This window comes from Streptococcus sanguinis (assembly GCF_050225395.1).
Classification (GTDB): Bacteria; Bacillota; Bacilli; order Lactobacillales; family Streptococcaceae; genus Streptococcus.
On record NZ_CP071431.1, the window covers coordinates 1,679,262 to 1,702,650 of the forward strand.

Here is a 23,389-nt window from a genome sequence, read left to right on the forward strand (position 1 = left end):
CATGCTCGCTTCCTTTTGCAGCAAATCGTGTTATAATAGAGACATGTTTTTACTGATTGTTTTATTGATTTTATTTTTAGTCGGAGTCTTACTCTGCAGCTTGAGTTTCCTCATGAAAAAACAACCAGGCTGGCAGATTGTAAGTTTGATTTTGGGCGGCTTGCTTACAGCTAGTCCCTTTCTACTCGCTGCCTATCTACTCTGGCTGATGAAAACAATATAAGGAGATACGATGAATACCGCTGATTTTGATTTTGACTTGCCCGAAGAGCTGATTGCTCAGACACCTTTGGAGAAAAGGGATGCTTCCCGCTTGCTAGTGGTCGATAAAGAAACAGGAGTCTTCTCCGACCAGCACTTTGACCAGATTATTGATCAGCTCCAGCCCGGCGATGCCCTAGTGATGAATAATACGCGTGTCCTTCCTGCCCGCCTTTATGGTATCAAGCCTGAGACAGGAGGCCATGTCGAGCTGCTGCTACTTAAAAATACTCAGGGAGATGACTGGGAAGTGCTAGCTAAGCCAGCCAAGCGCCTCAGAGTAGGTGCTCAGATTTCCTTTGGTGATGGACGCCTAACTGCTACTGTGATAGAAGAGCTTGAGCACGGCGGCCGAATTGTGCGCTTTGGCTACGAAGGGATTTTCCTAGAAGTCTTGGAAAGTTTGGGAGAAATGCCGCTTCCGCCTTATATCCACGAAAAACTTGCAGACCGCGAACGCTACCAGACTGTCTATGCTAAAGAAAATGGCTCTGCTGCTGCGCCAACTGCCGGACTTCATTTCACAGAAGAGCTATTGGAGCAGATTGCTGCCAAGGGAGTCAAGCTGGTCTATCTCACCCTTCATGTCGGACTGGGAACTTTCCGACCGGTTTCTGTAGACAGCTTAGATGATCACGAGATGCACTCCGAATTTTACAGTCTGTCCGAGGAAGCTGCCCAGACACTCCGTCAGGTCAAGGCAAATGGCGGACATGTCATTGCAGTCGGAACAACATCTATCCGCACCTTGGAGACAATTGGTAGTAAATTTCAGGGTCAGATTGAGGCTGACTCTGGCTGGACCAATATTTTTATCAAGCCGGGATACGATTGGAAGATCGTTGATGCTTTTTCAACCAACTTCCACCTGCCCAAGTCAACTCTGGTTATGTTAGTCTCTGCCTTTGCCGGACGTTCCTTAACACTTGAAGCTTATGAGCATGCTATTGCTGAGCGCTATCGCTTCTTCAGCTTTGGTGATGCCATGTTTATCAAATAACTATAGGTGAAAATTTATGAATAAAATTGAAAGCAGACACCGTCTCATCCGCTCCTTAATCATGGAAAAGAAAATCCATACCCAGCAAGAACTTCAGGAGCATTTGGAAGCAAACGGCGTCATTGTAACCCAGTCCACTCTTTCACGAGATATGAAAGCACTCAATCTGGTCAAGGTCAGTGAGAACGATACTTCCTACTATATCATCAATAGCATCGCGCCATCCCGTTGGGAAAAACGCCTCCGCTTCTACATGGAGGATGCTTTGGTCATGCTGCGGCCAGTTCAAAATCAAGTCGTTATGAAAACTCTGCCTGGGTTGGCTCAATCTTTCGGTGCAATCTTAGATGCTCTAGAACTGCCTCAGATTGTTGCTACTGTCTGTGGTGATGACGTCTGTCTGATTATCTGCGAGGATGATCAAGGGGCCCTTGACTGCTTTGAGAAGCTCAAAGAATTCACCCCACCATTCTTCTTTAGTAAATAAAAGCTGAGACAACATTGCCTCAGCTTTTTCTATTTAAGATTTTTCCTCGATAAAACCCATTAGCAAATCAGCAAGCCATACTTGACCAGAGCAAGGCAGTACAAATAAGATTTGAAGAGGGTTTTAAAAAGTCAGCATTTAAGGTGTTGTAGCCAAACGATAAACAGCTTCCGCGTAAATATCCATTGCCCGATACAGATCATCTAAGCGCAATCGTTCATTGACCTGATGCTCTGTCTGATCAGCTCCCGGAAAGAGAGCGCCGAAAGCAACACAGTTAGGCATCGTACGAGCAAAGGTCGCTCCGCCAGAAGACATAGCTGGACTGTTGTCTCCTGTTTTCTCCTGATAAATTGCCATCAGGGTGCTGACCAGCTCACTGTCCAAAGGTACATAGAGCGGAGCCAGATAGTCAAACTCCTGATAGGTCAGCTCGTATTGACTGGCTATCTCTGCCAGCTTTTCAACCAACTTGTCCTTGTCTGCCAAGACCGGAATCCGCATGTCAATCCGAATCTCAGAGCGGTCAGAGGTTGAAGTCAGACCGGCAACATTAAAAGAAAGAAAGCCTGTCGGTTCATCAGACACAGGCCCAAAGAGATGGCTGCCTGTCGCATCTTCACCAACCGCCTGAGCCAGAAAGGCAAGAGCCGGATGCGAATCCAGGGACTGCAAGACCTTGGCTAGGCGAATAATAGCATTGACTCCTTGAGCGGCATCCTTAGCGTGCTTGGGCAAGCCGATAACCGTTACTTCTTCTGCCGTTCGCTCATATTCATAGCCTAAACCTTCCAAGCCAGCAACGACTGACTCCAGTAAGTCACCCGAATAGGAAGCCTTGTCAGGAACGACATTAAAAGCTTGACCAGCTTCGAGCTCTAAAGTATCAGAGCCTGGCCCTTCCAGCTTAAGCTGCAGAAGCCCCTTCTCAGCATAGGTCAAAGGGAAAGAAGAGTCTGGCGCAAAGCCAAGTGTAGCCTGCTCTTCTAGCTGGTTGTATCTACCCATACAACGCCAAAGTGTCTCCTCATCTGTACCAAAGATAAAGCGAACCCGCTTTTTAAATTCCACTCCACTGTCCAGCAATGCTTTTACAGCATAAAGAGCGGCCATGGAAGGTCCCTTGTCGTCCTGCACCCCACGACCAAAAATCCAGCCATCTTTGACAGTGGCTTCAAAAGGCGGCGTCTGCCAGTCCGACTCATCACCTGATGGAACAACATCCAAATGACAGAGAACGGCCAGGAGCTGAGCTCCATGACCGATTTCTGCATATCCGTAATAACCTTTAGGGTCGAGGTAGGTTGTAAAACCTAGCTCCCGACAGATTTCTAAAGTTTTTTCTAGGACATCCTGGATAGCTTGTCCAAAAGGTGTTCCATTTTGACCTTCATTCAGTACTGAAGGATAAGAAACGATTGTTTTCAAAGATTCAAGAAAATCTTCTTTAACTTCTTCCGTTATAAAATTTTTCATGGAATCACCTCAGCTTCTAGCTTATAGGAACGGTAAGAAAGTTCCTAGGAGTAAGAGACCAATACTGATCGCAATGATAGCTACAATCAGCTTGCCGATAAATTTCCACCAAGTTCCGATATTGATACGTCCGAGTGCCAAAGCCCCCATAACGATACCAGAAGTTGGAGCAACCAGGTTCAGCACACCTGAAGCAGACTGGTAAGCTGTGATGATCAAGCTTGCCTTGACATTGACAAATTCTCCCAAAGGAGCCATGATTCCCATAGTTGCACTGGCCAGACCAGATGATGATGGGATAAGGAAGGACATTGGCAGGTAGAAAATGTAGGTCAAGACGATAAATACTTGTGATGACAGACCGCTGAGTCCTTGTTTGCCCCAGTTGAGAATTGTGTCTGTAATCATACCGTCATTCATGATAACTTGAATACCACGAGCGATTGCTACAATCAGGGCTACGCTAAGCAGGTCAGCCGCACCGTTCATAAAGGCTGAGATAATCTTGTCTTCCTTGAGACCGTAAACAGCGCCAATCAAGATTCCCATGAAGGCAAAGAGCATAGCTCCTTCTGGGAAGTACCAAGTACCCAGCGCAGAAGTAGATGAACCAATAATCTTACCGAGTACTGGAAGACCTGTCAGCCAGGTATTGACATCCTTAAAGATTGTAATACCGAGATCTGTCCAAGGAATGAAACTCAATACCATAAGGACAAATGTCAAAATGAACAAAACTAAAACAATTCTTTGCTTTTTGCTCAGTGTTGACTCAACAGATGAAGAAGTTTCAACGTTGAAGTGTTTCAAGTCTTCTTCACGAGTACTGTAAACCAGTGACTTGGTCGGATCCTTTTGAATCTTATCTGCATAGCGATAAACAAACCAAGTACTGAGAGCTGTCATGACAAAAAAGAAGATAAGACGAAGGACAATCCCTTCACCAGTTCCAACACCAGCAGTCTCTGAAGCGATAACAGTTGCAAATGGATTTAGCGTAGAAGCCAAACATCCGATTTGCGAACCAAGCAGGATAATAGCCACCCCGGTCAGACTGTCAAAACCAACCGCCATCATCACCGGCACCAAAAGTGGATAGAAGGCCATGGTTTCCTCACCCATACCATAGGTAGTACCACCGAGGGCAAAGAGAGGCATCAAGACGACAATCAGCATCTTTTCGCGCCCCTTGTACTTCTTAACGATAGAGGCAATTCCCACATCCAAAGCGCCAGTTTCATTGACAACGCCAAGGAAACCACCGACCATGAGGATGAAGAAGGCAACATCTATCGCTGCACTCGTCTCCTTGATCAACGACCCTTCCTCTGGATGCGTACCCAGCATTGCACGAATCGGTGCCATCAGGACATCCCAAATCCCTTGTGGATTTTGTGGCTGAGGCTGATAAACACCTTTTACAAAAGCCCCTGCTGGGATAATCCAAGTCAGAACTGCCATAATGGCAATGATTATCAACAATACGGTGTAAGATGAAGGCATCTTAAACCCTTTTTTTGTTTTTTCACTCATTTGTATTCCCTCCTAAAAATTTTTTAACGAGGTTACGAACCTGCATTTCCCTGTATGAGCAAACAAGAAAACGCTTACTTTGTTTTTATTTTACCATATTAACATTGAAAAAGCCAGTATTTTTGAAAATAATCAAAGATTTTCAGGAAAAGACTTGCAGCAGCGACAGAGTTCAGCTGCTATCGACTTTCAATCAGTTCTATGCCTAGCCTTTTTCAATAATCGTACCGCTCTCAGACTCAATCAGAGCGCCCAGATTTTCCAGAGATGTGATAACTGCTTTGCCTTCTGGACGGCCATTGACAAAGGCGATAGCTGCTTCTACTTTTGGAAGCATGCTGCCTGGTGCAAATTGTTCTTGCTTGATGTATTCTTCCAACTGAGCAACATTCACATGTTCCAGTTTTGCTTGATCTGGTTTGTTGTAGTTAACAAAGACATAGTCCACACCAGTCAAGACGATGAAGAGGTCAGCATCAACCAACTCCGCTAAGCGTTGAGAAGCAAAGTCCTTATCAATAACAGCTTCAACACCAGTAAGATGGCCATTGTCTTCCTTGATGACAGGAATCCCACCGCCACCCGCAGCTACCACTACTTGACCTTGATTCAAAAGCGTACGGATCGTTTCAATTTCCTTGATATCCACTGGTTTTGGTGAAGCAACGACCTTACGCCAACCACGGCCAGCATCCTCTTTGAAAGTCGCTCCGCTCTTTTCAGCTTCCGCTTTTGCTTCTTCTTCTGAATAGAAAGGACCAATTGGCTTGCTGAGGTTGACAAAGGCTGAATCGTTCTTATCCACTACTACTTGCGTCACAACAGAAGCAACATTCTTTTCGATACCTTCATCCAAGAGAGCATTTTGTAAAGCATTTTGTAGCCAGAAGCCGATGCTGCCTTCTGTCATAGCCACAAGAGAGTCTAGTGGGAAAGCAGGATTCTTCTCAGAGTTTGCTGCCAACTGTTGCAGCAGCAAGTTCCCTACCTGCGGACCATTTCCATGGGTAATGATAAGATCATCCCCGTTTTTAATCAATTTTACCAAATGTTTAGCAGTTTCCACCAAGGCTTCCTGCTGTGCTTTCGCTGATGGGTCAGATGAAAGGATGGCATTTCCTCCCAAGGCTACAACGATTTTACGATTTGCCATTAAATTCTCCTTAAATGCGCTCTAATGAATGCGCTTCCAATTTATTTTAGTAGATTTTTTAATTTTCAATAAGAAAATGAGCTTTCCTTATCATATAAAAGAGGGCCGGACTAAAGCTATTAGTCGCAGCCCTCATAGCTGTTGGTAGACGGTTTCTTAGGTAAGATTATACTTTTGGAATGTAGAGGTTTCCAAGAGTTGCAGCCATAACCGCTTTGATTGTGTGCATACGGTTTTCTGCTTGGTCAAAATGACGAGCATATTTGCTGCGGAAGACTTCGTCTGTTACTTCCATTTCCTCTACACCGAATTTTTCAGCGACATCTTTACCGTAAACAGTATTTGTATCGTGGAATGCTGGTAAGCAGTGCAAGAAAATCAAGTTTTCATTATCAGCCTTCTTCACCAAATCCATGTTTACTTGGTAAGGTTTGAGGAGGGCAACGCGTTCTGCAAACTTGTCTTCTTCACCCATAGATACCCAAACGTCTGTGTAAAGAACATCAGCACCTTTAACTGCTTCGTCAGCATCTTCAGTGATGAGGATATGTGCGCCGCTTTCTTTCGCAAAGCCTTCTGCCAATTCAACGATTTCTTTTTCTGGGAAGAGTTCTTTTGGTGAGAAGATGTGAACGTTTACGCCAAGGATAGCTCCTGTCACCAGCAAGCTGTTGGCAACGTTGTTACGTCCATCACCACAGTATACCAATGTCAAGCCTTCCAGACGGCCAAAGTTTTCTTGAACAGTCAAGTAGTCAGCCAACATTTGAGTTGGGTGCCATTCGTCAGTCAGACCATTCCATACTGGAACACCTGAGAATTCTGCCAATTCTTCTACCATACGTTGGCTGAAGCCGCGGAATTCAATCCCGTCAAACATACGGCCCAAAACTTTCGCAGTATCTTCTGTAGATTCTTTCTTACCAAGCTGGATATCGTTAGCACCAAGGTATTCTGGATGTGCCCCTAGGTCAATGGCTGCTGTTGTAAAAGCTGCACGAGTACGAGTAGATGTTTTTTCAAACAAGAGAGCGATATTCTTGCCAGCAAGATAGTGGTGTTGAATATTGCGTTTTTTCAAATCTTTCAAGTGAGCTGAAAGACCGATAAGGTATTCTAACTCAGCACGGCTAAAGTCTTTTTCTGCTAAGAAGCTACGTCCTTGGAATACTGAATGTGTCATTCTATTATTTCCTCTTTCTTTTCTTTATGTATTGTTAGCACTTGTATGCTTAAATTTCTTCACGTTCAAATGGCATAGACATACAGCGTGGTCCACCACGACCGCGAACCAATTCACTTCCGCGGATCTTGATCAAACGCAAGCCGTATTCTTCCAAAATCTTGTTAGTAACTGTATTACGATCATACACCACTACCACACCAGGTGCAATAGTCAAGGTGTTAGAACCGTCATTCCATTGCTCACGCGCAGCAGCTACGATATTGCCACCGCCACAGCGAATCAGATGAACTTTTTCCACACCAAGGTTTTCAGCTAAGATTTCTGCTAAATCACCTTTTTCTTCAACAATCTTAAGTTTGTCATCAACATAAGTCACAGAGTAAACGCGAAGATCTCCTTCGATTTCTGGGTGAATCGTGAACTTGTCATAGTCAACCATAGTGAAGACAGTGTCTAAGTGCATGAACTTACGGTTGTTGGCAAATTCAAAAGCCAAAACTTTCTTGAAGCCTACATTTTTCTTGAAGATATTGACCAAGAGTTTTTCGATAGAAGCTGCGTCTGTACGTTGTGAAATACCAACCGCCAGCACATCTTTTGAAAGAACCAGTTCATCCCCACCTTCGATACGTGTATCTTCTTCACGGTTATATACAAGTTCAACATTTCCACCGTATACTGGGTGATATTTGAAGATGTATTTACCGTAGAGAGTTTCACGATTACGAGTATCTGCATACATGTGGTTGAGCGATACAGCATTACCAATTGTAGCAAATGGGTCACGTGTGAAGTAAAGGTTTGGCATTGGATCAATAGCGAATGGATAATCAGATTCTACCAAGTCCGTCAATCCTTTTGCTTCTTCAGGAATTTCTGGCAATTCAACTTTTTGAACCCCTGCCATCGTTTTTTCAACCAACTCTCGGTTATCTTTGATACCACGAAGCAGTTCGCGAATAGCCTTCTTGGTTTCACGGCCACGAATATTGGCTTCTTCCAGATATTCTTCGATGAATTGCTCACGGATTTCTGGAGAAGTCAGTGACTCAGCAGCCAGCTGCTCAAGATAGAGCACCTCAACTCCTTCATTACGAAGCGCTTGAGCAAAGTTATCATGTTCTTTTTGTGCATCTTCTAAGAAAGGAATATCGTCAAAAAGAAGACGTTCTAAGTAGTCCGGCTGCAAGTTTTCCAACTCCTTGCCAGGACGGTGCAACATAACTTTTTTCAGTTTTCCAATTTCTGAGAAAACACGAATTGGATGTGTAGACATCTACTATCCTCCTTTTTCTTTGCGGTTTAGGTTTTTCTAATCCCGTTTACATGTACTATTCTAGCATTTAATGCTACCGCTTTCAAGAAAAAAACCACATTACAAATGCCAAATCTTTTGCTTTTTTCTATTTTTATTTTTATAATATTCTTCTTTAAAGCGTTTTCTTTGAATATTTTACTCATTATATTATTTTTGTGAATATTTATTTTTTAAAACAAAATCAGTACACGGTTAATATTAGAATATTTTGAATTTATTTGACAAAAAAGAAGCCAATCAAAACCGATTAGCTTCCAGCAAGGTATTTCATAAAATACTCTTTCTCTTTAAAAGTTAATTTTTTATGTTGGTATTCAATCCGACCTTCATCCAAGAGCTTTTTCAGAACTTGATTGACCGTTTCCCGAGTCGTGGCTCCTAGTTTTGCCAACTCTTTCATACTGATAGGAAAGGGCAGGCTATCTTCCACTTTGCACAAATCCATGCAGAGCAGAGACAAGGACTGAACCACACGCTCGCTGGCACTGGCTGCTACGACATTGCGCAAACGAAGTTCCTGAAATTCCAGAATTTGCGACAGCCGCTTGGTAATAAACAAAAGCTGATCCACACTCTTCTTAGAATATTCTTCGAACAAATCAATAGGAATGGAGAAATATTCGACATTGGTGACAGCGCTGGCTGTGTAATGATAGCGCTCATCAAAAAACATACCTCCATAGGGGAAAACACTGTCTTTCTTGACATAATCCATATAAGAAAATGTGTCTGTCGAATCATACTGCTCAATCCGAACATAGCCTTGAGACAAGAGAAAAAGGCGCTCTCGTCGGTCTCCTGCAAAAAAGATAATTTGCCCTTTTGGAATCTTGCGATACTGAATCTCCACTGCTAATTTATCGAAAAGCTCCACTGGCAGATTGACAAAGGCAGGGTGCTGCCGGATAAATTGATAATGCTCCTTGGTAATCATGATAACCCTTTTATTTGATACTTGATACCATTATAGCATAAATTCGCTTACAAATAGAAAATGCTAGCTGTAAAAGTAAGAAATCCTAACAAAATAAAGAGGTATGCCCATTTTCTATTCATGGGATTTCTGTTAGCCTGTACTTTTTTGGGCAAGTAATTGCCTACTATTATGAAAACCAAAGCAACCATCATGGCTGCTATTTTACGGATATCAAATTCCTCATTTAAGCCCCCATAGATAGTCGCTATATAGAGTAAGACAAAGCTAAAGGGAAAGACCCAGCGAATAAGGTGCTTAAAAGTTCTATTCAAGATATCTTTGGCAATGGTTGTCCAATAGATCATGACTTCTAGCAGCATCATGACAATTGGAAAAGCCGAAACTACTAAAAACTTAGGTAAAAAGGAATCACCTTTTCCAGATAAGTCAAAGTGAATAGCTAGGTTTTCTGGTAACTTCTGATAGACCCAGATGGCATATAAAACTGGCAAGAGCATGACGCAAAGCGCCCAGCCTAATTCTTGAAAACTATTTTTTTTCATTTTCTTTTCCTCCTCCAAGAGATTGAAACCAGACAAGAATTTCTTCAAAAACAGTGACATCTAAACTGTAATATATAAAGTTCTTCTGCTTTTCTTCTATGAGCAGACCGGCTTTCTTTAGCTGAGAGAGGTGGTAGGATACCGTCGCAGGCGTCAGCTCAAAAGCTTGGGCAATTTCCCCTGCAGACTTCGGACCATGCTTGAGCATTTCCAGAATCCCCCTTCGAACTGGGTCAGCTAGAGCTTTAAGCGTTTGACTGATCCCCATGATTAGACCTTTCTTTCAGGTAAACTTTCAAAATTTTCTTGGTCAGAAAGACTAGTGCCACTACTTCTACTAAGAGCAGAGCCTCAACAGCCAGTGGCGGAAGAAAGCCTACCTGAGCCAGAGCAGGCGCTAAGTCAATCAGGGCGTGAAGTCCCAGAGCGGCTAAAAAATACACTGGAGCCTTCTCCTTGACCGCTTTCCAAACCCAGAAGGTCAGAAGGATTTGAATGAGAATAGCCAAGATCCGTTCAAAAGCCAAAAGATAGATGCTGCCAGCGTTCATGGAACGGACATTGTCAATAACTGCTTGAGGAATTTGAGCCAGCGTCTGAGCATTCCCCTGAGTTACTACTTGAGCTATAACCCAAAAGTTTAAGAGACTGACAATACCAACGAACAAAGCCTCAATAGCACCATGCCCCAAGCCATAGGCCACACCATCCCTAAAGGTCAGTGGACGCTTCTTTTGCAGCCAGTAAAAGATGACCCAGCGGGCTGTTTCTTCAAAAATAGCTGCCGCAGCAACAGCATAAATAACGTATAGCCAAGGATTTTCCGTCTGCAAAGCGATAGTTCCATCAGCCTGAGGCTGTAAAACGATACGATGCAAAATATTTTCCAGAACTTGACTCGATAAATAAAAACCGACTCCCCCTAAAAGAAAGACTAATAGAGAAATGTGCTTGGTCTTTTTAAAATAAACCAAAGGAACAAGGACTGTCCCTAAAATCAGCAGCATAGCAATCAAGATATGAATGGAAATCATCGTTTTTTCTCCTAAACTGTTTTGGTTTTTTTCTAAATAGATTATACATCTTTCCTTTCTTTCTGTCAAATCTATTTCGAGTTTTTTCTAAATAACTTCAATCTAAAAATCATCAAGCTCTACTGCAATAAAAAACGGCTCTATAATTTCTGTAGTGGGTAAAACCACTGTAGGAATGATGGAGCCTATTTGTTGTAGAAAAAAAGTCCCATAAGACCTATAATGAAAAGCGACAAAACCATCATTAGAAAGACTCTTATGGAACAGTTCAATTTTATCACAAACTTACTGGGAATAAAAGACCCTAACATCATAATCTTGGATGTTATAGATGCTGGAACTCATAAAGAAATCATCGCTTTGAACATCAAAAAGGAGAGGACTGATTTAGTCCTCTCCAGATTATAACTTCTCATCAACCCACTACAGTTGACAAAGAGTCAGAATGAGACTAAACAAAAGCGCACAATCTGTGCACTTTGTTTTCACTTAATTTACAAAAGAAAGAGTCCCACTAGTACGGCTGTCAATCCGACCAGGATAAAGAGGTAGGCTAGCCAACGCGGCGCTGGTTTTTCTTCCACCACCATTTTCTTAGGCATATAATTTCCAGAAATTAGAAACATTACCCCCGAAAAAATCGCTGCAATTTTATTAATGTTGAAGTGGGAATCAAGAGCATAGAACAGAATGGAAAGATAGACAGCAATATGGGTCAAAGGAACAATCCAAAGGACGAAGCGGGCAAAAGCGGGCTTGGTGATTTCTCGGTAAGCCGTTGCCCCATAAACAATCAGCTGTATCAAAGTCATAAAGATTGGCAGACCCCAGATAAAGAGAAATTTGGGTGCATACTCAAATGTCGGGCTAATCAGCGACACGAAATTGATCCTAATATTCTCTGGCAAACTAGGATAAATCCATAAGGCATAAGCAAGTGGCAGCCAAATAACCAAGAAAGTCAGCAGCAATTCCCTAAGGTTATTTCTCAGTTTCGTTTTCATTATTTTTCCCTCCTAGCGCGGCAATCCAGACCAAAATTTCCTCAAAAACCGTGGCATCTAAATGGTAGTAAATGTAATTTTTCTGCCGTTCTTCATAGATGAGCCCCGCTTTTTTCAACTGGGACAAATGGTAGGATACCGTCGCTCCCGTCAAATCGAAGACTTGAGCGATTTCACCAGCCGACTTAGGGCCTTTTTTTAATATTTCTAATATTTCCCGCCGAACTGGATCAGCTAGGGCTTTCATGGTTTCACTAATTCCCAATTTTGATACCTCTTAAAATTGATTTCTAGCTAAGGACAAACAAAGCAACTAGCTCTAGATAAGTCATGGCTCCTACAAATGTAAGCAAGGCGCTACTCAAACGGACAAGATTTTCTGCCAGCAATCCTCCTAAAACTATTTAGAGAACTTTCAAATTCTTTTCTCCATTATACTGTTTTTGAGGATAAAAGACAAGGAGGGCTTAGCTAAACACTTGCTTTTTCTTGGCTAGATAGGCGGTGAGAAGAGCAGCCAGCGCCATAACGATGACTGCTATCAGCCCGCCTGATAGAGGTTCGCTTGGCGTTCCTGCTAAGAAACTGTTGGCTTGACTGGTCAAAGTCGTCTGTAAGAAACTACCGTGCTGGAGATTATTGCCCGCCCCAATCACTCCAAAAACGCCTAGATAAATCATGTTATGAGCCGCATGCAGCGCTGTGACCAGCCAGAGATTGTCCGTCAGTGCAAAAAGGAGGGAAAGGAAAATCCCGGTCAGAAAGACATTGAGGATATAAAGGACGGACGTTCCACCTTTAAAAATGTGGATAACCGCAAAGAGCAGGGAGTTGAGCAGGACAGCCGGCAGCAAGCTCAGTTTGGTGCGGAGCTTGTTCATGACAAAGCCGCGGTAAATCATCTCTTCAGCCAGCGCCTGAAAGAAGAAATTGACCAGGAAAAAGAGCCAAATTCCTAGATTGAACTGCTTTTCGACTTGAATGTGGAGCTGTCCGCCGAGCAGATTGAAGCCCACTTCCAGAAGGACTAAGAAGAAACCCAGTGCTGTACCAAGCAGCAGATTGAACCCTAATTTTTCCTTCCAGAGACCGAAACTAGCAAGACTGCGCCGTTCCCAAAATTTAGCGACGAAGAGAATGAGGACTAAACTGCTGCCCAAAAAGACGGATAAAGAAACGAAGCCTATCAGTAAGCGATTGGCGTCCGTCATGCTCGGCAGCAAAAGCCATTGCGACAAAGCTCCGCTGATTAGGCTTCCCGCAGCAATCGCAAGAAAAGCCAGCGGCAGGCTCAGCCACCAATTTTTTGCCCCTGCTTCTTCTTGCAAGATTTCTAGACTAGAGCGATGTTGCATCTTTTGATAAGTGTGTGTCATTTTCGACCTCCTTGAAATGTTTTACAGCCTTATCCTAACAAAAGAAGCACACCAAATCTAGCTCTTTTTGGTAAGTGGTTAGATTTTCCAAGTAAGTGGTAGAAAAATCACTTCAAAAAGATTAGGAGTTTACCCGCTGGATTTCTCTCGCTTCACGCTTGGTCAGCCAAACGGCAATGACAAGAGCAATGAGAGCTCCAAAAAGTCCAGTTGGACTAGGACCAAGGAATTTAAACGTTTCTACCCCACTAACAGTGAAAACGGTAGTTATCATGGCAACGGCATCAATGACCCCATGTCCAAAGGCTGGCAGCCAAATGGTTTTGCTACGTACATAGTAAATATCAAGGATAATCCCAAAAGAAATAGCCATGATATAATAGGGAATTAAATTTAAGAAACGCTCACCCAGCGTCCCTGCTCCAATCATATTGACAGGAAAATGCCAAATAGCCCAGATGAGACCACCAATGATGCGTCCCTTAGTCCGTCCGTAGCGCTCTTTCAAATAAGGATAGAGAATACCCCGCCAGCCGACTTCCTCGCCCAAGCCAGAAAGACTGATGACTAGAGTTAAGACCGTTAAAATCATTAAAATTTGAAGGGCGACTTGTGGGTTCAGGGCAAAAGCCAAATGCTGCGGAAAGACAGCAAAATAGACAAGTGCGCCGCTAAGTATAATGATACAAATGGCTAACCAGCAGGCTAGGTAATCGCGCCATTTACTGGCGAGCTTCAATTTCCAGCCGATAGACTTGACAGGAGCTTTAGCCAAAAAAGCAGCCACCATAGGGGCGAACATTACCACACTTGCGGATAAAATGTTACCGACAAGTTTCTGATTGATCGCATAAAAGTAAGCTATGGCTAGCATACCTGGCCAAGCGAGCCCAAATGCCCAAGCTAGAAACCTTTTAATGGTTGAAGTTGAAATTGTGTTTTGCATATAAAATGCTCCTTTCTGTCATTTGTAAAATTATAAAGTCCACCATTGGTATAGCGACCAATAGAAAATATTAAAAGCGATGATAAAAGCGACGGAGCTAGTTGCTAGCGTGAGGTACTTATTCCCTTGCTTCAACCTCGCTTTGAAGAAGGGCAGATAGGGAAGAAAAGCACTAATCAGCAAGACCACAGCAAGCAAGGCAAACAGTTGGAAATGCCCCGTCAAACCAGCGAGATCGAAAGAATTTTTCGCGAGAATAATTGAGAAAAATGAGAACAAATTACGAAAAGCCCAAAGAATAAGGAAGCCAGTCAGATAATGCCAACTAGACCAGACAACCGAACCTGTTCCCTTGTTTTTCCTAGTGAGCAAACGATACAATTTTGCCAAAATACCGCTGAGATAGCAAAGGGCGACATACAGTGCGGCAAGCCCAGCGAGTAATAAACTACCATAATCTTTGATAACATCCAACAAGGGCAGCTTTGTCCTATCTGAAATAGGCAGGTTCAGAATATAGTGCCCTCCTCTTTCTCCTGCCGTCCAAAAACCAAAATAGTCTTTGATAGCCGCATTTTCAGAAGGGTTAGTTAGATAGCTAGTCGACTTGAAAACCCTAAATATAGATAGGGGACCTCCACTATAAATACGCGCTTCGCGGTAAAAACCAGCTTGAAAGTCCTTTTGAGCTGCCTTTGAGGCTTCTTTTTTCTTACCGTAAATGAGGTCAGGCATGCTAAGAGCGAAATGAAACTCATTTCTTTGATTGACTGTAACGACTGAGCCAATCCCTGACTTCAAATCAAGCAAGAGGCTGGTCGTAAAGCCTGGTGAGTTTCCCCCGTGCCCAAAAGTTCTGGTGTTTTCAAACTCCGTCACCCAAAGTCCGTGAGCATTGACGGGAATATCTGTACCCGGATAAGTATGGCTAGCGCTGTAAAAATTCTCCCAAGTCTCTGCCCTTTTAAAGAGCTTCTCCTTTTGCAGGAGGGCTTGGGCAAATTTCTTGATGTCGGCAAATGTTCCTGTTGCCCGCCCCGCTGGATATTCTCCAAGAACAAAGGGTTGGTCGCCTTTTAGTAAGTCTCCATTTGTATCATAAGTTTTCTCCTTCTCCCGCTGTTTTTGTACAAATACATTATCTGATAAATCAGGTTTGAGTGCGGTGTGTTTCATACCCAAGGGCTGGAAAATATGCTCGTGGACATAGTCGGCAAAGGATTGCCCGCTAATGCGCTCCACGATATAGCCCGCCAGCGCTGTTCCATAGTTTGAATAGGATGTCACCGTCCCCGGCTCATAAATCTGAGACGGAGTTTTTTTCATCAATGCTCCTAAATCCTTGTCGGAGCCTATATACAAAGGGTAGTCTTCAAAACCCGCTTGGTGGTTCATGAGGTCCAGCATGGTAATGGGCTTGTCGTATTTGAGATTTTTTAGGAGATTTTGGGGCAGATACTCCCTGATGTCCGTTTTCAGGTCAATCTTGCCCTCCTCCCAAAGCTGCATGACGCTGACCCAGACGGTGATTTTGGTGGTTGAACCCCACTCGAAGACCGACTTGTCATCCACCGCTAGCTTCTTTTCCTTGTCCGTATAGCCGAAGTTCTTTTGATAGAGAGTATTGCCGTCTTTGTCAAAGACCGTTGTTGCCAGTCCTGCGCTGGTTTTTTCGTGTTCTTGGTAGTAATTTTCAATCTTCTGACCGATTTGGTCGTAAGACGTGCCTGACGGCAATTTTTGCTGGTCGGCGTAAGCGTGGGCTGCTCCAAAAGCTAGCAAGCCACACGTTACCAGCGCCACAGTGCTTTTCAAAAATGATGATTTCATGATGATCTCCAATCATTATTTTCTATATTTCCTTCACTTAAAAAGGAAAAAGAAAGAGCAAACTGAGTAGACCGAGAAGGAGCCAGATCCAGCCAAAGATAAAGAATAAAAGCATTTTAACAAAAGTAAAAATATGAAACATGATTTTCTCCTTTCCTATCAGATTGCTATTTTAAAAGAGGAAGAGGCTGACCAGAAACAGGATTGAGCCAACTCCTCCGAAGATATAAGCTAAAACGCGTGGAGCCGGCTCTTGGTCTGCCACTATTTTTCTCGTGAGGAAGTAGCTGACAGCATTAAGGATGATTGCAGACATAATCCCATTGACCTTAAATACCGGAAAAGCCGGATTGAGCCCATAAAGAAGAACGCTGATATAAACTACGGCATTGATAAAGGGAACCAGCCAGTAAAGGAAATGGACAAATTGCTTGTCGATAATCTCTTTAATAGTCGTCGTGTAGCAAACAATCAGTTGAATTACACTCAAGAGAACTGGCAGAAACCAGATAAAGACTTGCTTGGGCATGCCTAGACCGCTATAGGGCAAATGCCCTCTGATTAGCTGAGATAGGTCTGCATAGATTGACAAAGCGTAGATAAGCGGTAGCCAAATAACGATTAGGCTTGCCACTAATTCTTTCCATTTTAATTTCATTTTCTTTCCTCCTTTTATAATTCCAGACAGTCATCAAAGCGGTCTAAGAGTGCCCTGCCTTGATTATGAGTAATAACGATAACAATGCGGTCCTTGATGGACAAGATATAGTCCATGACTTCCGCCGCCAAGCTCGGGTCAAGATTACTGGTCGGCTCATCAAAAATCAGCACATCATAATCCTTAACCAAGAAACGCGCCAAATCAATCCGCTGCTTTTCACCATAGGAAACTTCCTGCCGCTCCAAATCCAGCTTCTTGCTCAAGAAAGCCTCATTAAAATGCAGACTTTGGTACAAGAAAGTTTGGTCAGGTGCATTTATATCTCTGTATAGCGCGATATTGTCCGCCACACTTCCCTCGATAAAAAAGTCATTCTTTTGGATAAAGGCGATTTTCTGATAGAGACTGTCGCTTGCTAGCTGGCTGACCGCTTGACCATTGACCATGATTTGACCAGCGTAGTCCTTGCTATCAAAATAATTGAGCAAGAGCTTCATCAAGGTCGACTTGCCCCGACCAGACTCGCCGATAATAGCATAGTGCTTGTCCTTGGCAAACTGATAAGAAAAATCCTGAAAGAGAGCCTTGTCGCCCAACTCCAGACCGAGATGTTCAAAATCAATCCGATCAATCGTTTCGGTCAGATTTTGAGCGGGCTCCGCTTCTTTCTTAGCCAACTTAGCATCAAAATCATTCTCAATATCCTTGACCGTGCTCATGAGATTTTTGTTATTGATAAAAAGCTGCAAAGGAGTGAAGACAAAGTTCAAAAGCTGAACACTGGCAATCAAAGCCCCAATGGTCAGAGACCCTTGGCTGACAAACCAAATCCCCAGAGACATACAAAATATCTGAGACAGAAAGCTAAAGAACATCATCAGAGTCACAGCGCCCTCCTTAGCCGCATTATAGCTTTTTCTGGCTTGCTCAAAGTCGCTGTTGCTGCTAGACAGGTGCTCAACCACCCTTTTTTGGATTTGCAAAAGTTTGATTTGCTCAAAGCCTTCCAAAAAATTGGTGACTTGCTTCAAAAAGTAATTGCTTTTCTGAGTGAAATTCGCTGTCGCCTTGCGCATCAATATCCCTGGAATTTGTGACGCAGCCATGGTCAAAAAAGAAATGAGAATAAAGCCCAGAGCCATGCGCCATTCAATCCAAAAAATAGCCAGTGTACTGATAAAAACTGAAGAAAAGGCAGCCACAATATCACAGCGCGGGGTCAAGTAATTCTCTTGGTAAATATCCATATTCTTGGTCGTTGTGTTGAGATAGCTATTTTCCTGCTCGGAAGCCTTGTCATGCAAATTCTTGTCATAAAAAGAATGGAAAAGCCTCGTTTTGACTTCTTCCAAGACTTGCTTATTATGATTGTTCTTGAACCAAATAGCCAGCAAGCTGCAAAGAGACCAAGCACAAGTGCAAAAAAGGCAGATAAAGAATTGTCCAAGCAAGTTAGAATGAGCCTTCTGCGCACTGTCCACAACAACTCCCAGCTGCAAAGAAAACAAAGTGATAAAAATCGTTGCTCCAATGCTAAAGATAGTCGCACCCAGATAAGAAGCGCGGTATTTCCGTAAAATTTCTTTCAACATTTAATTTTTCCTTCCAATTTTCGTCTATTTTTGAAAACGGTCCAAGACGGGATTGCCCAGCAGACGGATAAAACCGTGAGCAAGCCTATAAGCAATAAAAGTAATCCTCTTTTCAACTTTTCTCCTTTATCTACCTATTTAGAAAATTTTCTAAATAACGAGTACGAAACGAAGCAATCTAATCCTTCTTAGGTATTTCGATTTGTTTCTAAATACTCTGGATTAAAAAATCTAGTCTAGAAAAACTAGATTGCCTATTTTGTATTTAAAAATGTTTTTGATTGGATATTTTTTGCAGGTCGTCCTTATTTTTATAGAGCACCCAGGAAAAAACAGCCAGCCAAATGGATAGACCCGTCACTAGACCTACTACGGTTAGTAGGATTGAGTTTCTTGCTTTCTTCATTTTTCCTCCTTTTTGAGTAGAGAAATTTAGAATTTTTTCTAAATAGCTTTTATAAAAAATTGCTCAGTGACTAATTAAACAGAGCAGAATAAAGTAATTAGAACATCTTCTAAATAGATTGTAACACTTCTCTTTCAAAAAAGCAAGAGGTATTTTGGTTTTTTTCTAAATAGCTATCAAAAAATCTAGCCTGTCTAGACTAGATTGCTCTTAGTTCATATTAACCCGATGCCATTCATTGATGACGTAGGCTAACTGACCAACTTGCTCAATTCCGACACCACTGATCTCATCACTGGCCTCGGTGCTACCACCTAAATAAGCCGTATAGAGAGCTATAATATAGGGCTTCTCTTCCATAACTAATGCATCCACATTGAGCGCCTCACGAACATATCCAGGCTTTTGATAGATGGTAATGTCACGCAGATAGCGCTTATAGTATTCACCTGGGAAGGATTCGCCTATATAATAAAGGATATCCTTGTACTTTTCCTGATTTTTAGACAAATACTCAAGGACTTGAATATAGTAATCCGTCGTGGTCTTATTATTCTCCCGGCTGATCGTCTTAATATCAGCCTTGGACTGACCGTAACGGCTAAACATGTCATAGGCCTTTTCCATTCCGCCTAGACGCTCTGCTAAAGCGTAGGCTGGCGTATTTTCAGAATAAACCAAGGAATATTCCTGCATGTCTGATATTCTCATAGCACCGTTGAAAGCACCGACATAGTTATCATGTTCGCCCCTATATTCATAGTTTGTATTAGTAATATCAAACCGCTCATCCATAGAAAGTTTGCCGGCAGCAACCTCATCTACTACCAGCATATTGAGAGGGAGCTTGTAGGTCGATCCCGCAGTCATAGGCTGGGTATCATTTATGGCAAAGGTCTTACCAGTCGTCAAATCCTTATAGGAAAATGCAACCTGGGAGGGTTCAATTCCCATTTCGGTCATATAAGCCTGAATGACCTGAGTCAAATCCAAATTTGCATAGTCAAATCGAAGTCCTAAAGCATCCATAGTCGGGCCGTCCGCCTCCATGACCTTCTGCTTCTCCTCTGGACTTTTTTCAACTGGCTTGGGCTTTTCTTCAACTGGTTTGGAATCAGGCTTGACTTTCTCCTCCTCCTGTTCTTGCTCGCCAGACTTTGCAAGTTGGGCAGCCTCTTGTGCTTTCTTTTCAATGGCCTTATTTCGTTGGGTTATAAAAAGGACGATGAAGCCCAGCAGACAAATACAAGAAAGGACAGCTACGATAATCGTTACAATTTTTTTACTCAAAACATTTCTCCTAGCATTTGTATTATAAAAAATTATGAGGAAAATAACAAGTGAAATCCAGAAAAAAGGTATTTTAAGCATTAAAAAAGGTAAATCTTTAATTGATTCACCTTTTTATATATTGAAACTGCCTGTTTATTTCGTAGCTGCGTAAAGTTGGTCAACCTTTTTCCAGTTAATAACTGAGAAGAAAGCCTGAATGTAGTTCGGACGAAGATTGCGGTATTTCACATAGTAAGCATGTTCCCAAACATCCAGTCCCAAGATTGGAGTTTTACCTTCTGAAATAGGAGTATCCTGATTTGCTGTTGAGGTCACTTCCAACTTGCCTTCTTTATTGACAACCAACCAAGCCCAGCCAGAACCAAAACGAGTTGTAGCCGCTGCAGTGAAAGCTGCTTTAAAGTCTTCAAATGATCCAAAAGTAGCTTCAATATCTGCTGCCAATTCTGCAGATGGTGATGTTTCTGCTGGTGTCATCAATTCCCAGAAAAGAGCGTGGTTAAGATGACCACCACCGTTGTTGATGACTGCCTGGCGGATATCAGCTGGAATAGACTCCACATCGGCCAATAATTTTTCCAAGTCTTCACCGATTTCAGGATGTTTTTCAAGCGCAGCATTAACATTCGTTACATAGGTATTGTGGTGCTTGTCATGATGCAGGTGCATTGTTTCTTCATCAATGTAAGGCTCCAAAGCATCGTAAGCGTAAGGAAGATCAGGTAAGATAATTGCCATTTGATAGACCTCTTTTTCTATATGATTATAAAAATGATAACGCAATCATTAGAATTTTTCAACTATTTTGCTTGTAGCTCACCCGTCGCAATCTTGAGTAGAGCCAAATCAAACAGGTAATCTTTATCATACAGCCCCGATTTAATTTGGTAATCTGTTTCGATTAGACAGGCCATAGTCTTTTTAAGAAAGGCTAAACTCAGTGAGCGAGCATCCTTTAAAGCAAATTTGACTTGATAAGGATTGACCTTGCGGCCTAGATAGTCGGACAAATCAGACACAATCTGACTTTCAGCTCTGCCATTTTCTGCTAAAACCTTAACCTGCGTAAAGATACGAAACTGCCCCAGCATAATAGCAATAAGCTTGATTTCATCCTCACCTTGAAGAGTCAAATCTCGTACCAAACTTCTTGCTTCATCAATCTTCTGTTGCAAAATCAGCTGGGTCAGGTCAAAAATATTGTCCTGAAGAGTCTTGGGAATAGCCTCGGCAATGTCTTCCAAATCAATCTGACCAGACTCTTTGTAACCTTTCAGAAAGGCTAAATTTTTACTAACTTCACTGAACTGAAAACCTGATTTCAGCAGCAACTGATCAAAAGCTGTCGGAGCAAATTGTAATCCTTCTGCCTGCGCTTCCTTGCTGAAATAAGCCCGTAGATCTGCTTCCTTGAGTTCTGCAGCTTCAAAAATTTTCCCATCCCGTTTCAGCAGTTTGACCAGACGGCGCTTGCTATCCAGTTTGCCTTCTGCAAAGATAACCAGACGAGTCGTATCCGCTGGATTTTCCAGATAATTTTCGAAAGATTTGAGTTCTTCATCAGTCAGATACCGCTTCTTGGCTGTTGTCAAATCAGCAAAATGGTCCAAAATTACGATTTTTTCATCCGCAAAAAAAGGCAGACTCACCAAGTCCAACTCCACGTCCTGATAGTTTGCTTCTTTCATATCGAAAATAGCAGTGTTCAAATCGCCCGGTTGAAACTGAATCTGGCGGAGAAACTGCTCTTTCAACAACTCAAACTGCCCCAAGTCATCCCCAGCCAAAATGGTCAAAGCAGGAAGATTGCTTGGCGTGATTTTTTTAATTTCCTCAATAGCTAACACAGAAAGTCTCCCCTGCTTTATATTTCTTGTCAATTTTTTTCATGTATTGATTGTAACAAAAAAGAGTCGGAAAGTCTGCTATTTTCTTTGCAAACAAAATCTAATTTTTAAGTATATCCGCTATATAAATAGAAACTGTTAGTGGCTTCATTTTTCTTTGTTCTAAAAAACTATCAATGTCCAGTTCTGTTCAAGATTTTCTGCGAGCGACAGAACAAAAAGAGCTGGAAAAATTCCAACTCTTTCTTTGTTTATTCTTGGTTTTCAGTTGCATCATCTACATTATTTTCAACTGGTGTAGCAGATTGCTCCTCTTGAATTGGTGAAACAAACGGATTGTCCTCAACAGGTGCTTGCGTTCCAAAATCCTCAGGTGTTGACTGCTCAGGTGTTTCAGCAGTAAATGGATTTTGAACTGGTTCTGCTTGCTCAACTGCTTGGCTTTGATCAGAAACAGGTTGTTGTGGCTGTTGACCAAACTGCTGTTCTTGGAAGCCACCTTGTTGTGGTTGTTGACCAAATGGTTGATTTTGGACAGGTTGCTGTGGCTGTTGAGCAAACTGTTGTCCTTGGAAACCACCTTGTTGTGGCTGTTGGCCAAATGGTTGATTTTGAACTGGTTGTTGTGGTTGTTGACCAAATTGCTGACCTTGGAAACCACCTTGCTGTGGCTGTTGACCAAATTGCTGACCTTGGAAACCACCTTGTTGCGGCTGTTGGCCAAACTGTTGATTTTGAACAGGTTGCTGTGGCTGTTGACCAAATTGCTGACCTTGGAAACCGCCTTGTTGTGATTGCTGACCAAACTGTTGGCCTTGGAAACCACCTTGCTGTGGTTGTTTTTCATAGTTCAAACCTTGATTGTAAGGCTGTTGGCCAAACTGTTGGCCTTGGAAGTTTTGCTGACCATATTGCTGACCGTTTGAATTTCCAACCATTTCAGGCTTAGATCCTTGACAAAGCAAAACAATCAAAGCAATACTACATGGAAGAGATACTATTCCTGCAATAATATTTAGAACTGGAATAAATGATAGTAAAAAAGGACCAACATACAAGAAAAGGAAAGCCCAATGATAACCAGCATCACGTAAACGACGGACAATGATAGCCAAATTAGGTACAAAAGTTGCCAGAGCATATAGAATTAAGATGAAAATAAAGATTACAGCGAATCCTGCTCCAGCCAAGATTGCTGATGGATCTGATTCATATCCATATGTTGAGTCTTGAACTGCGGCTGAAAGAATACTTCCAAAAGCAGATGCCCAAAAAATGATAAACAATGGTACGATGATAATCATGTGACACAAAAACGCCCACCAATAGTCTGACCGACTTGAACGGCCTGAAAAATCAGCATAGTGTGTCCAGAATTTTTTATATGCAGCAAACATAAAATTCTCCTCTATAATTTTTTTATACCCACTATCTTATCACAAATGCATAAATAAATCAATATGACTTCCTGACTGAAGCTAAATGGACATGAGAAAAAAGTATCAGT

The 23,389-nt window shown here is 42.4% G+C and carries 24 protein-coding genes; 3 read left to right on the top strand and 21 right to left on the bottom strand.

What is annotated here, in order from left to right; all coding sequences use genetic code 11:
* Positions 1 to 43 precede the first annotated feature (43 nt).
* Genes J1C81_RS08145 through J1C81_RS08155 form a run of 3 tightly spaced genes read left to right on the top strand, consistent with a single transcriptional unit; the run spans position 44 to position 1,748 of the window.
* Positions 44 to 223, top strand: a complete 180-nt coding sequence (locus tag J1C81_RS08145; protein ID WP_002897949.1) for a hypothetical protein — start codon at positions 44 to 46, stop codon at positions 221 to 223.
* A 9-nt stretch (positions 224 to 232) separates the two neighbouring features.
* On the top strand, positions 233 to 1,261 hold the full coding sequence (queA, locus tag J1C81_RS08150; protein ID WP_002915625.1) for a tRNA preQ1(34) S-adenosylmethionine ribosyltransferase-isomerase QueA: 1,029 nt from the start codon (positions 233 to 235) through the stop codon (positions 1,259 to 1,261).
* A gap of 16 nt (positions 1,262 to 1,277) precedes the next feature.
* A complete protein-coding gene (locus J1C81_RS08155) occupies positions 1,278 to 1,748 on the top strand; it encodes an arginine repressor (protein ID WP_002896068.1) in 471 nt (156 codons plus the stop codon).
* 138 nt (positions 1,749 to 1,886) lie between these two features.
* Here the strand turns inward: J1C81_RS08155 and J1C81_RS08160 are convergent, their stop codons facing one another.
* From J1C81_RS08160 to J1C81_RS08260, 21 genes are all read right to left on the bottom strand, one after another.
* A complete protein-coding gene (locus J1C81_RS08160) occupies positions 1,887 to 3,224 on the bottom strand; it encodes a dipeptidase (RefSeq protein ID WP_002915628.1) in 1,338 nt (445 codons plus the stop codon).
* Positions 3,225 to 3,245: 21 nt separating this feature from the next.
* Positions 3,246 to 4,757 (bottom strand): YfcC family protein, encoded by a 1,512-nt coding sequence (locus J1C81_RS08165; RefSeq protein ID WP_295345587.1) that lies wholly within the window; start codon positions 4,755 to 4,757, stop codon positions 3,246 to 3,248.
* A gap of 205 nt (positions 4,758 to 4,962) precedes the next feature.
* Positions 4,963 to 5,910: a carbamate kinase gene (gene arcC / locus J1C81_RS08170; RefSeq protein WP_002915632.1), complete on the bottom strand. Its 948-nt coding sequence runs from the start codon at positions 5,908 to 5,910 to the stop codon at positions 4,963 to 4,965.
* A gap of 166 nt (positions 5,911 to 6,076) precedes the next feature.
* On the bottom strand, positions 6,077 to 7,093 hold the full coding sequence (argF, locus tag J1C81_RS08175) for an ornithine carbamoyltransferase (protein WP_002897953.1): 1,017 nt from the start codon (positions 7,091 to 7,093) through the stop codon (positions 6,077 to 6,079).
* A 49-nt stretch (positions 7,094 to 7,142) separates the two neighbouring features.
* Positions 7,143 to 8,372 carry an arginine deiminase gene (gene arcA, locus J1C81_RS08180; RefSeq protein WP_002912023.1) on the bottom strand — a complete coding sequence of 410 codons (1,230 nt, stop codon included), beginning with the start codon at positions 8,370 to 8,372 and terminating at the stop codon, positions 7,143 to 7,145.
* 289 nt (positions 8,373 to 8,661) lie between these two features.
* Positions 8,662 to 9,348, bottom strand: coding sequence for a Crp/Fnr family transcriptional regulator (locus J1C81_RS08185; RefSeq protein WP_002915635.1), 687 nt, complete (start codon positions 9,346 to 9,348; stop codon positions 8,662 to 8,664).
* 47 nt (positions 9,349 to 9,395) lie between these two features.
* Complete coding sequence (locus J1C81_RS08190) at positions 9,396 to 9,893, bottom strand: DUF1648 domain-containing protein (RefSeq protein WP_002915636.1); 498 nt, start codon at positions 9,891 to 9,893, stop codon at positions 9,396 to 9,398.
* Complete coding sequence (locus J1C81_RS08195; protein WP_002915637.1) at positions 9,880 to 10,161, bottom strand: autorepressor SdpR family transcription factor; 282 nt, start codon at positions 10,159 to 10,161, stop codon at positions 9,880 to 9,882. Before J1C81_RS08195 ends, J1C81_RS08190 begins: the two co-directional genes overlap by 14 nt.
* Positions 10,139 to 10,927, bottom strand: a complete 789-nt coding sequence (locus J1C81_RS08200; protein WP_002915638.1) for a YhfC family glutamic-type intramembrane protease — start codon at positions 10,925 to 10,927, stop codon at positions 10,139 to 10,141. Before J1C81_RS08200 ends, J1C81_RS08195 begins: the two co-directional genes overlap by 23 nt.
* Positions 10,928 to 11,421: 494 nt before the next feature.
* Positions 11,422 to 11,931: a hypothetical protein gene (locus tag J1C81_RS08205; protein WP_002915640.1), complete on the bottom strand. Its 510-nt coding sequence runs from the start codon at positions 11,929 to 11,931 to the stop codon at positions 11,422 to 11,424.
* The gene (locus J1C81_RS08210; protein WP_002897962.1) at positions 11,909 to 12,196 is read right to left on the bottom strand and encodes an autorepressor SdpR family transcription factor; all 288 of its coding nucleotides are present in this window, start codon (positions 12,194 to 12,196) and stop codon (positions 11,909 to 11,911) included. Before J1C81_RS08210 ends, J1C81_RS08205 begins: the two co-directional genes overlap by 23 nt.
* A 202-nt stretch (positions 12,197 to 12,398) precedes the next feature.
* Positions 12,399 to 13,307: a CPBP family intramembrane glutamic endopeptidase gene (locus J1C81_RS08215; RefSeq protein WP_002915641.1), complete on the bottom strand. Its 909-nt coding sequence runs from the start codon at positions 13,305 to 13,307 to the stop codon at positions 12,399 to 12,401.
* Between the two features lie 121 nt (positions 13,308 to 13,428).
* Positions 13,429 to 14,253 carry a CPBP family intramembrane glutamic endopeptidase gene (locus J1C81_RS08220; protein WP_002915642.1) on the bottom strand — a complete coding sequence of 275 codons (825 nt, stop codon included), beginning with the start codon at positions 14,251 to 14,253 and terminating at the stop codon, positions 13,429 to 13,431.
* Positions 14,254 to 14,283: 30 nt separating this feature from the next.
* On the bottom strand, positions 14,284 to 16,083 hold the full coding sequence (locus J1C81_RS08225; protein WP_002915643.1) for a serine hydrolase domain-containing protein: 1,800 nt from the start codon (positions 16,081 to 16,083) through the stop codon (positions 14,284 to 14,286).
* Positions 16,084 to 16,255: 172 nt separating this feature from the next.
* Positions 16,256 to 16,741 (bottom strand): hypothetical protein, encoded by a 486-nt coding sequence (locus J1C81_RS08230; protein ID WP_002904097.1) that lies wholly within the window; start codon positions 16,739 to 16,741, stop codon positions 16,256 to 16,258.
* 14 nt (positions 16,742 to 16,755) lie between these two features.
* Entirely contained in the window at positions 16,756 to 18,336 is a 1,581-nt protein-coding gene (locus tag J1C81_RS08235; protein WP_002915644.1) for an ATP-binding cassette domain-containing protein, read from the bottom strand.
* Positions 18,337 to 18,601: 265 nt separating this feature from the next.
* The gene (locus J1C81_RS08240) at positions 18,602 to 18,742 is read right to left on the bottom strand and encodes a hypothetical protein (protein WP_002897970.1); all 141 of its coding nucleotides are present in this window, start codon (positions 18,740 to 18,742) and stop codon (positions 18,602 to 18,604) included.
* 210 nt (positions 18,743 to 18,952) lie between these two features.
* Positions 18,953 to 20,032, bottom strand: a complete 1,080-nt coding sequence (locus J1C81_RS08245) for a serine hydrolase (RefSeq protein WP_328284755.1) — start codon at positions 20,030 to 20,032, stop codon at positions 18,953 to 18,955.
* A 135-nt stretch (positions 20,033 to 20,167) separates the two neighbouring features.
* Positions 20,168 to 20,773, bottom strand: coding sequence for a superoxide dismutase SodA (gene sodA, locus J1C81_RS08250; RefSeq protein WP_002915646.1), 606 nt, complete (start codon positions 20,771 to 20,773; stop codon positions 20,168 to 20,170).
* Between the two features lie 62 nt (positions 20,774 to 20,835).
* Positions 20,836 to 21,882 (bottom strand): DNA polymerase III subunit delta, encoded by a 1,047-nt coding sequence (holA, locus tag J1C81_RS08255; protein ID WP_002915647.1) that lies wholly within the window; start codon positions 21,880 to 21,882, stop codon positions 20,836 to 20,838.
* A gap of 251 nt (positions 21,883 to 22,133) precedes the next feature.
* On the bottom strand, positions 22,134 to 23,279 hold the full coding sequence (locus tag J1C81_RS08260; protein WP_002915648.1) for a DUF805 domain-containing protein: 1,146 nt from the start codon (positions 23,277 to 23,279) through the stop codon (positions 22,134 to 22,136).
* Positions 23,280 to 23,389: the final 110 nt, after the last annotated feature.

Excerpts from the sequence above, each read along its gene's own strand:
- queA (WP_002915625.1), top strand. The coding sequence starts at position 233 with ATGAATACCGCTGATTTTGATTTTGACTTGCCCGAAGAGCTGATTGCT.
- J1C81_RS08195 (WP_002915637.1), bottom strand. The coding sequence starts at position 10,161 with ATGGGGATCAGTCAAACGCTTAAAGCTCTAGCTGACCCAGTTCGAAGG.
- J1C81_RS08155 (WP_002896068.1), top strand. The coding sequence starts at position 1,278 with ATGAATAAAATTGAAAGCAGACACCGTCTCATCCGCTCCTTAATCATG.
- arcC (WP_002915632.1), bottom strand. The coding sequence starts at position 5,910 with ATGGCAAATCGTAAAATCGTTGTAGCCTTGGGAGGAAATGCCATCCTT.
- J1C81_RS08185 (WP_002915635.1), bottom strand. The coding sequence starts at position 9,348 with ATGATTACCAAGGAGCATTATCAATTTATCCGGCAGCACCCTGCCTTT.
- J1C81_RS08160 (WP_002915628.1), bottom strand. The coding sequence starts at position 3,224 with ATGAAAAATTTTATAACGGAAGAAGTTAAAGAAGATTTTCTTGAATCT.
- J1C81_RS08235 (WP_002915644.1), bottom strand. The coding sequence starts at position 18,336 with ATGTTGAAAGAAATTTTACGGAAATACCGCGCTTCTTATCTGGGTGCG.
- J1C81_RS08165 (WP_295345587.1), bottom strand. The coding sequence starts at position 4,757 with ATGAGTGAAAAAACAAAAAAAGGGTTTAAGATGCCTTCATCTTACACC.
- J1C81_RS08205 (WP_002915640.1), bottom strand. The coding sequence starts at position 11,931 with ATGAAAACGAAACTGAGAAATAACCTTAGGGAATTGCTGCTGACTTTC.
- J1C81_RS08200 (WP_002915638.1), bottom strand. The coding sequence starts at position 10,927 with ATGATTTCCATTCATATCTTGATTGCTATGCTGCTGATTTTAGGGACA.
- J1C81_RS08230 (WP_002904097.1), bottom strand. The coding sequence starts at position 16,741 with ATGAAATTAAAATGGAAAGAATTAGTGGCAAGCCTAATCGTTATTTGG.
- argF (WP_002897953.1), bottom strand. The coding sequence starts at position 7,093 with ATGACACATTCAGTATTCCAAGGACGTAGCTTCTTAGCAGAAAAAGAC.
- J1C81_RS08215 (WP_002915641.1), bottom strand. The coding sequence starts at position 13,307 with ATGACACACACTTATCAAAAGATGCAACATCGCTCTAGTCTAGAAATC.
- sodA (WP_002915646.1), bottom strand. The coding sequence starts at position 20,773 with ATGGCAATTATCTTACCTGATCTTCCTTACGCTTACGATGCTTTGGAG.
- J1C81_RS08240 (WP_002897970.1), bottom strand. The coding sequence starts at position 18,742 with ATGAAGAAAGCAAGAAACTCAATCCTACTAACCGTAGTAGGTCTAGTG.
- J1C81_RS08225 (WP_002915643.1), bottom strand. The coding sequence starts at position 16,083 with ATGAAATCATCATTTTTGAAAAGCACTGTGGCGCTGGTAACGTGTGGC.
- J1C81_RS08220 (WP_002915642.1), bottom strand. The coding sequence starts at position 14,253 with ATGCAAAACACAATTTCAACTTCAACCATTAAAAGGTTTCTAGCTTGG.
- J1C81_RS08145 (WP_002897949.1), top strand. The coding sequence starts at position 44 with ATGTTTTTACTGATTGTTTTATTGATTTTATTTTTAGTCGGAGTCTTA.
- arcA (WP_002912023.1), bottom strand. The coding sequence starts at position 8,372 with ATGTCTACACATCCAATTCGTGTTTTCTCAGAAATTGGAAAACTGAAA.
- J1C81_RS08190 (WP_002915636.1), bottom strand. The coding sequence starts at position 9,893 with ATGAAAAAAAATAGTTTTCAAGAATTAGGCTGGGCGCTTTGCGTCATG.
- J1C81_RS08260 (WP_002915648.1), bottom strand. The coding sequence starts at position 23,279 with ATGTTTGCTGCATATAAAAAATTCTGGACACACTATGCTGATTTTTCA.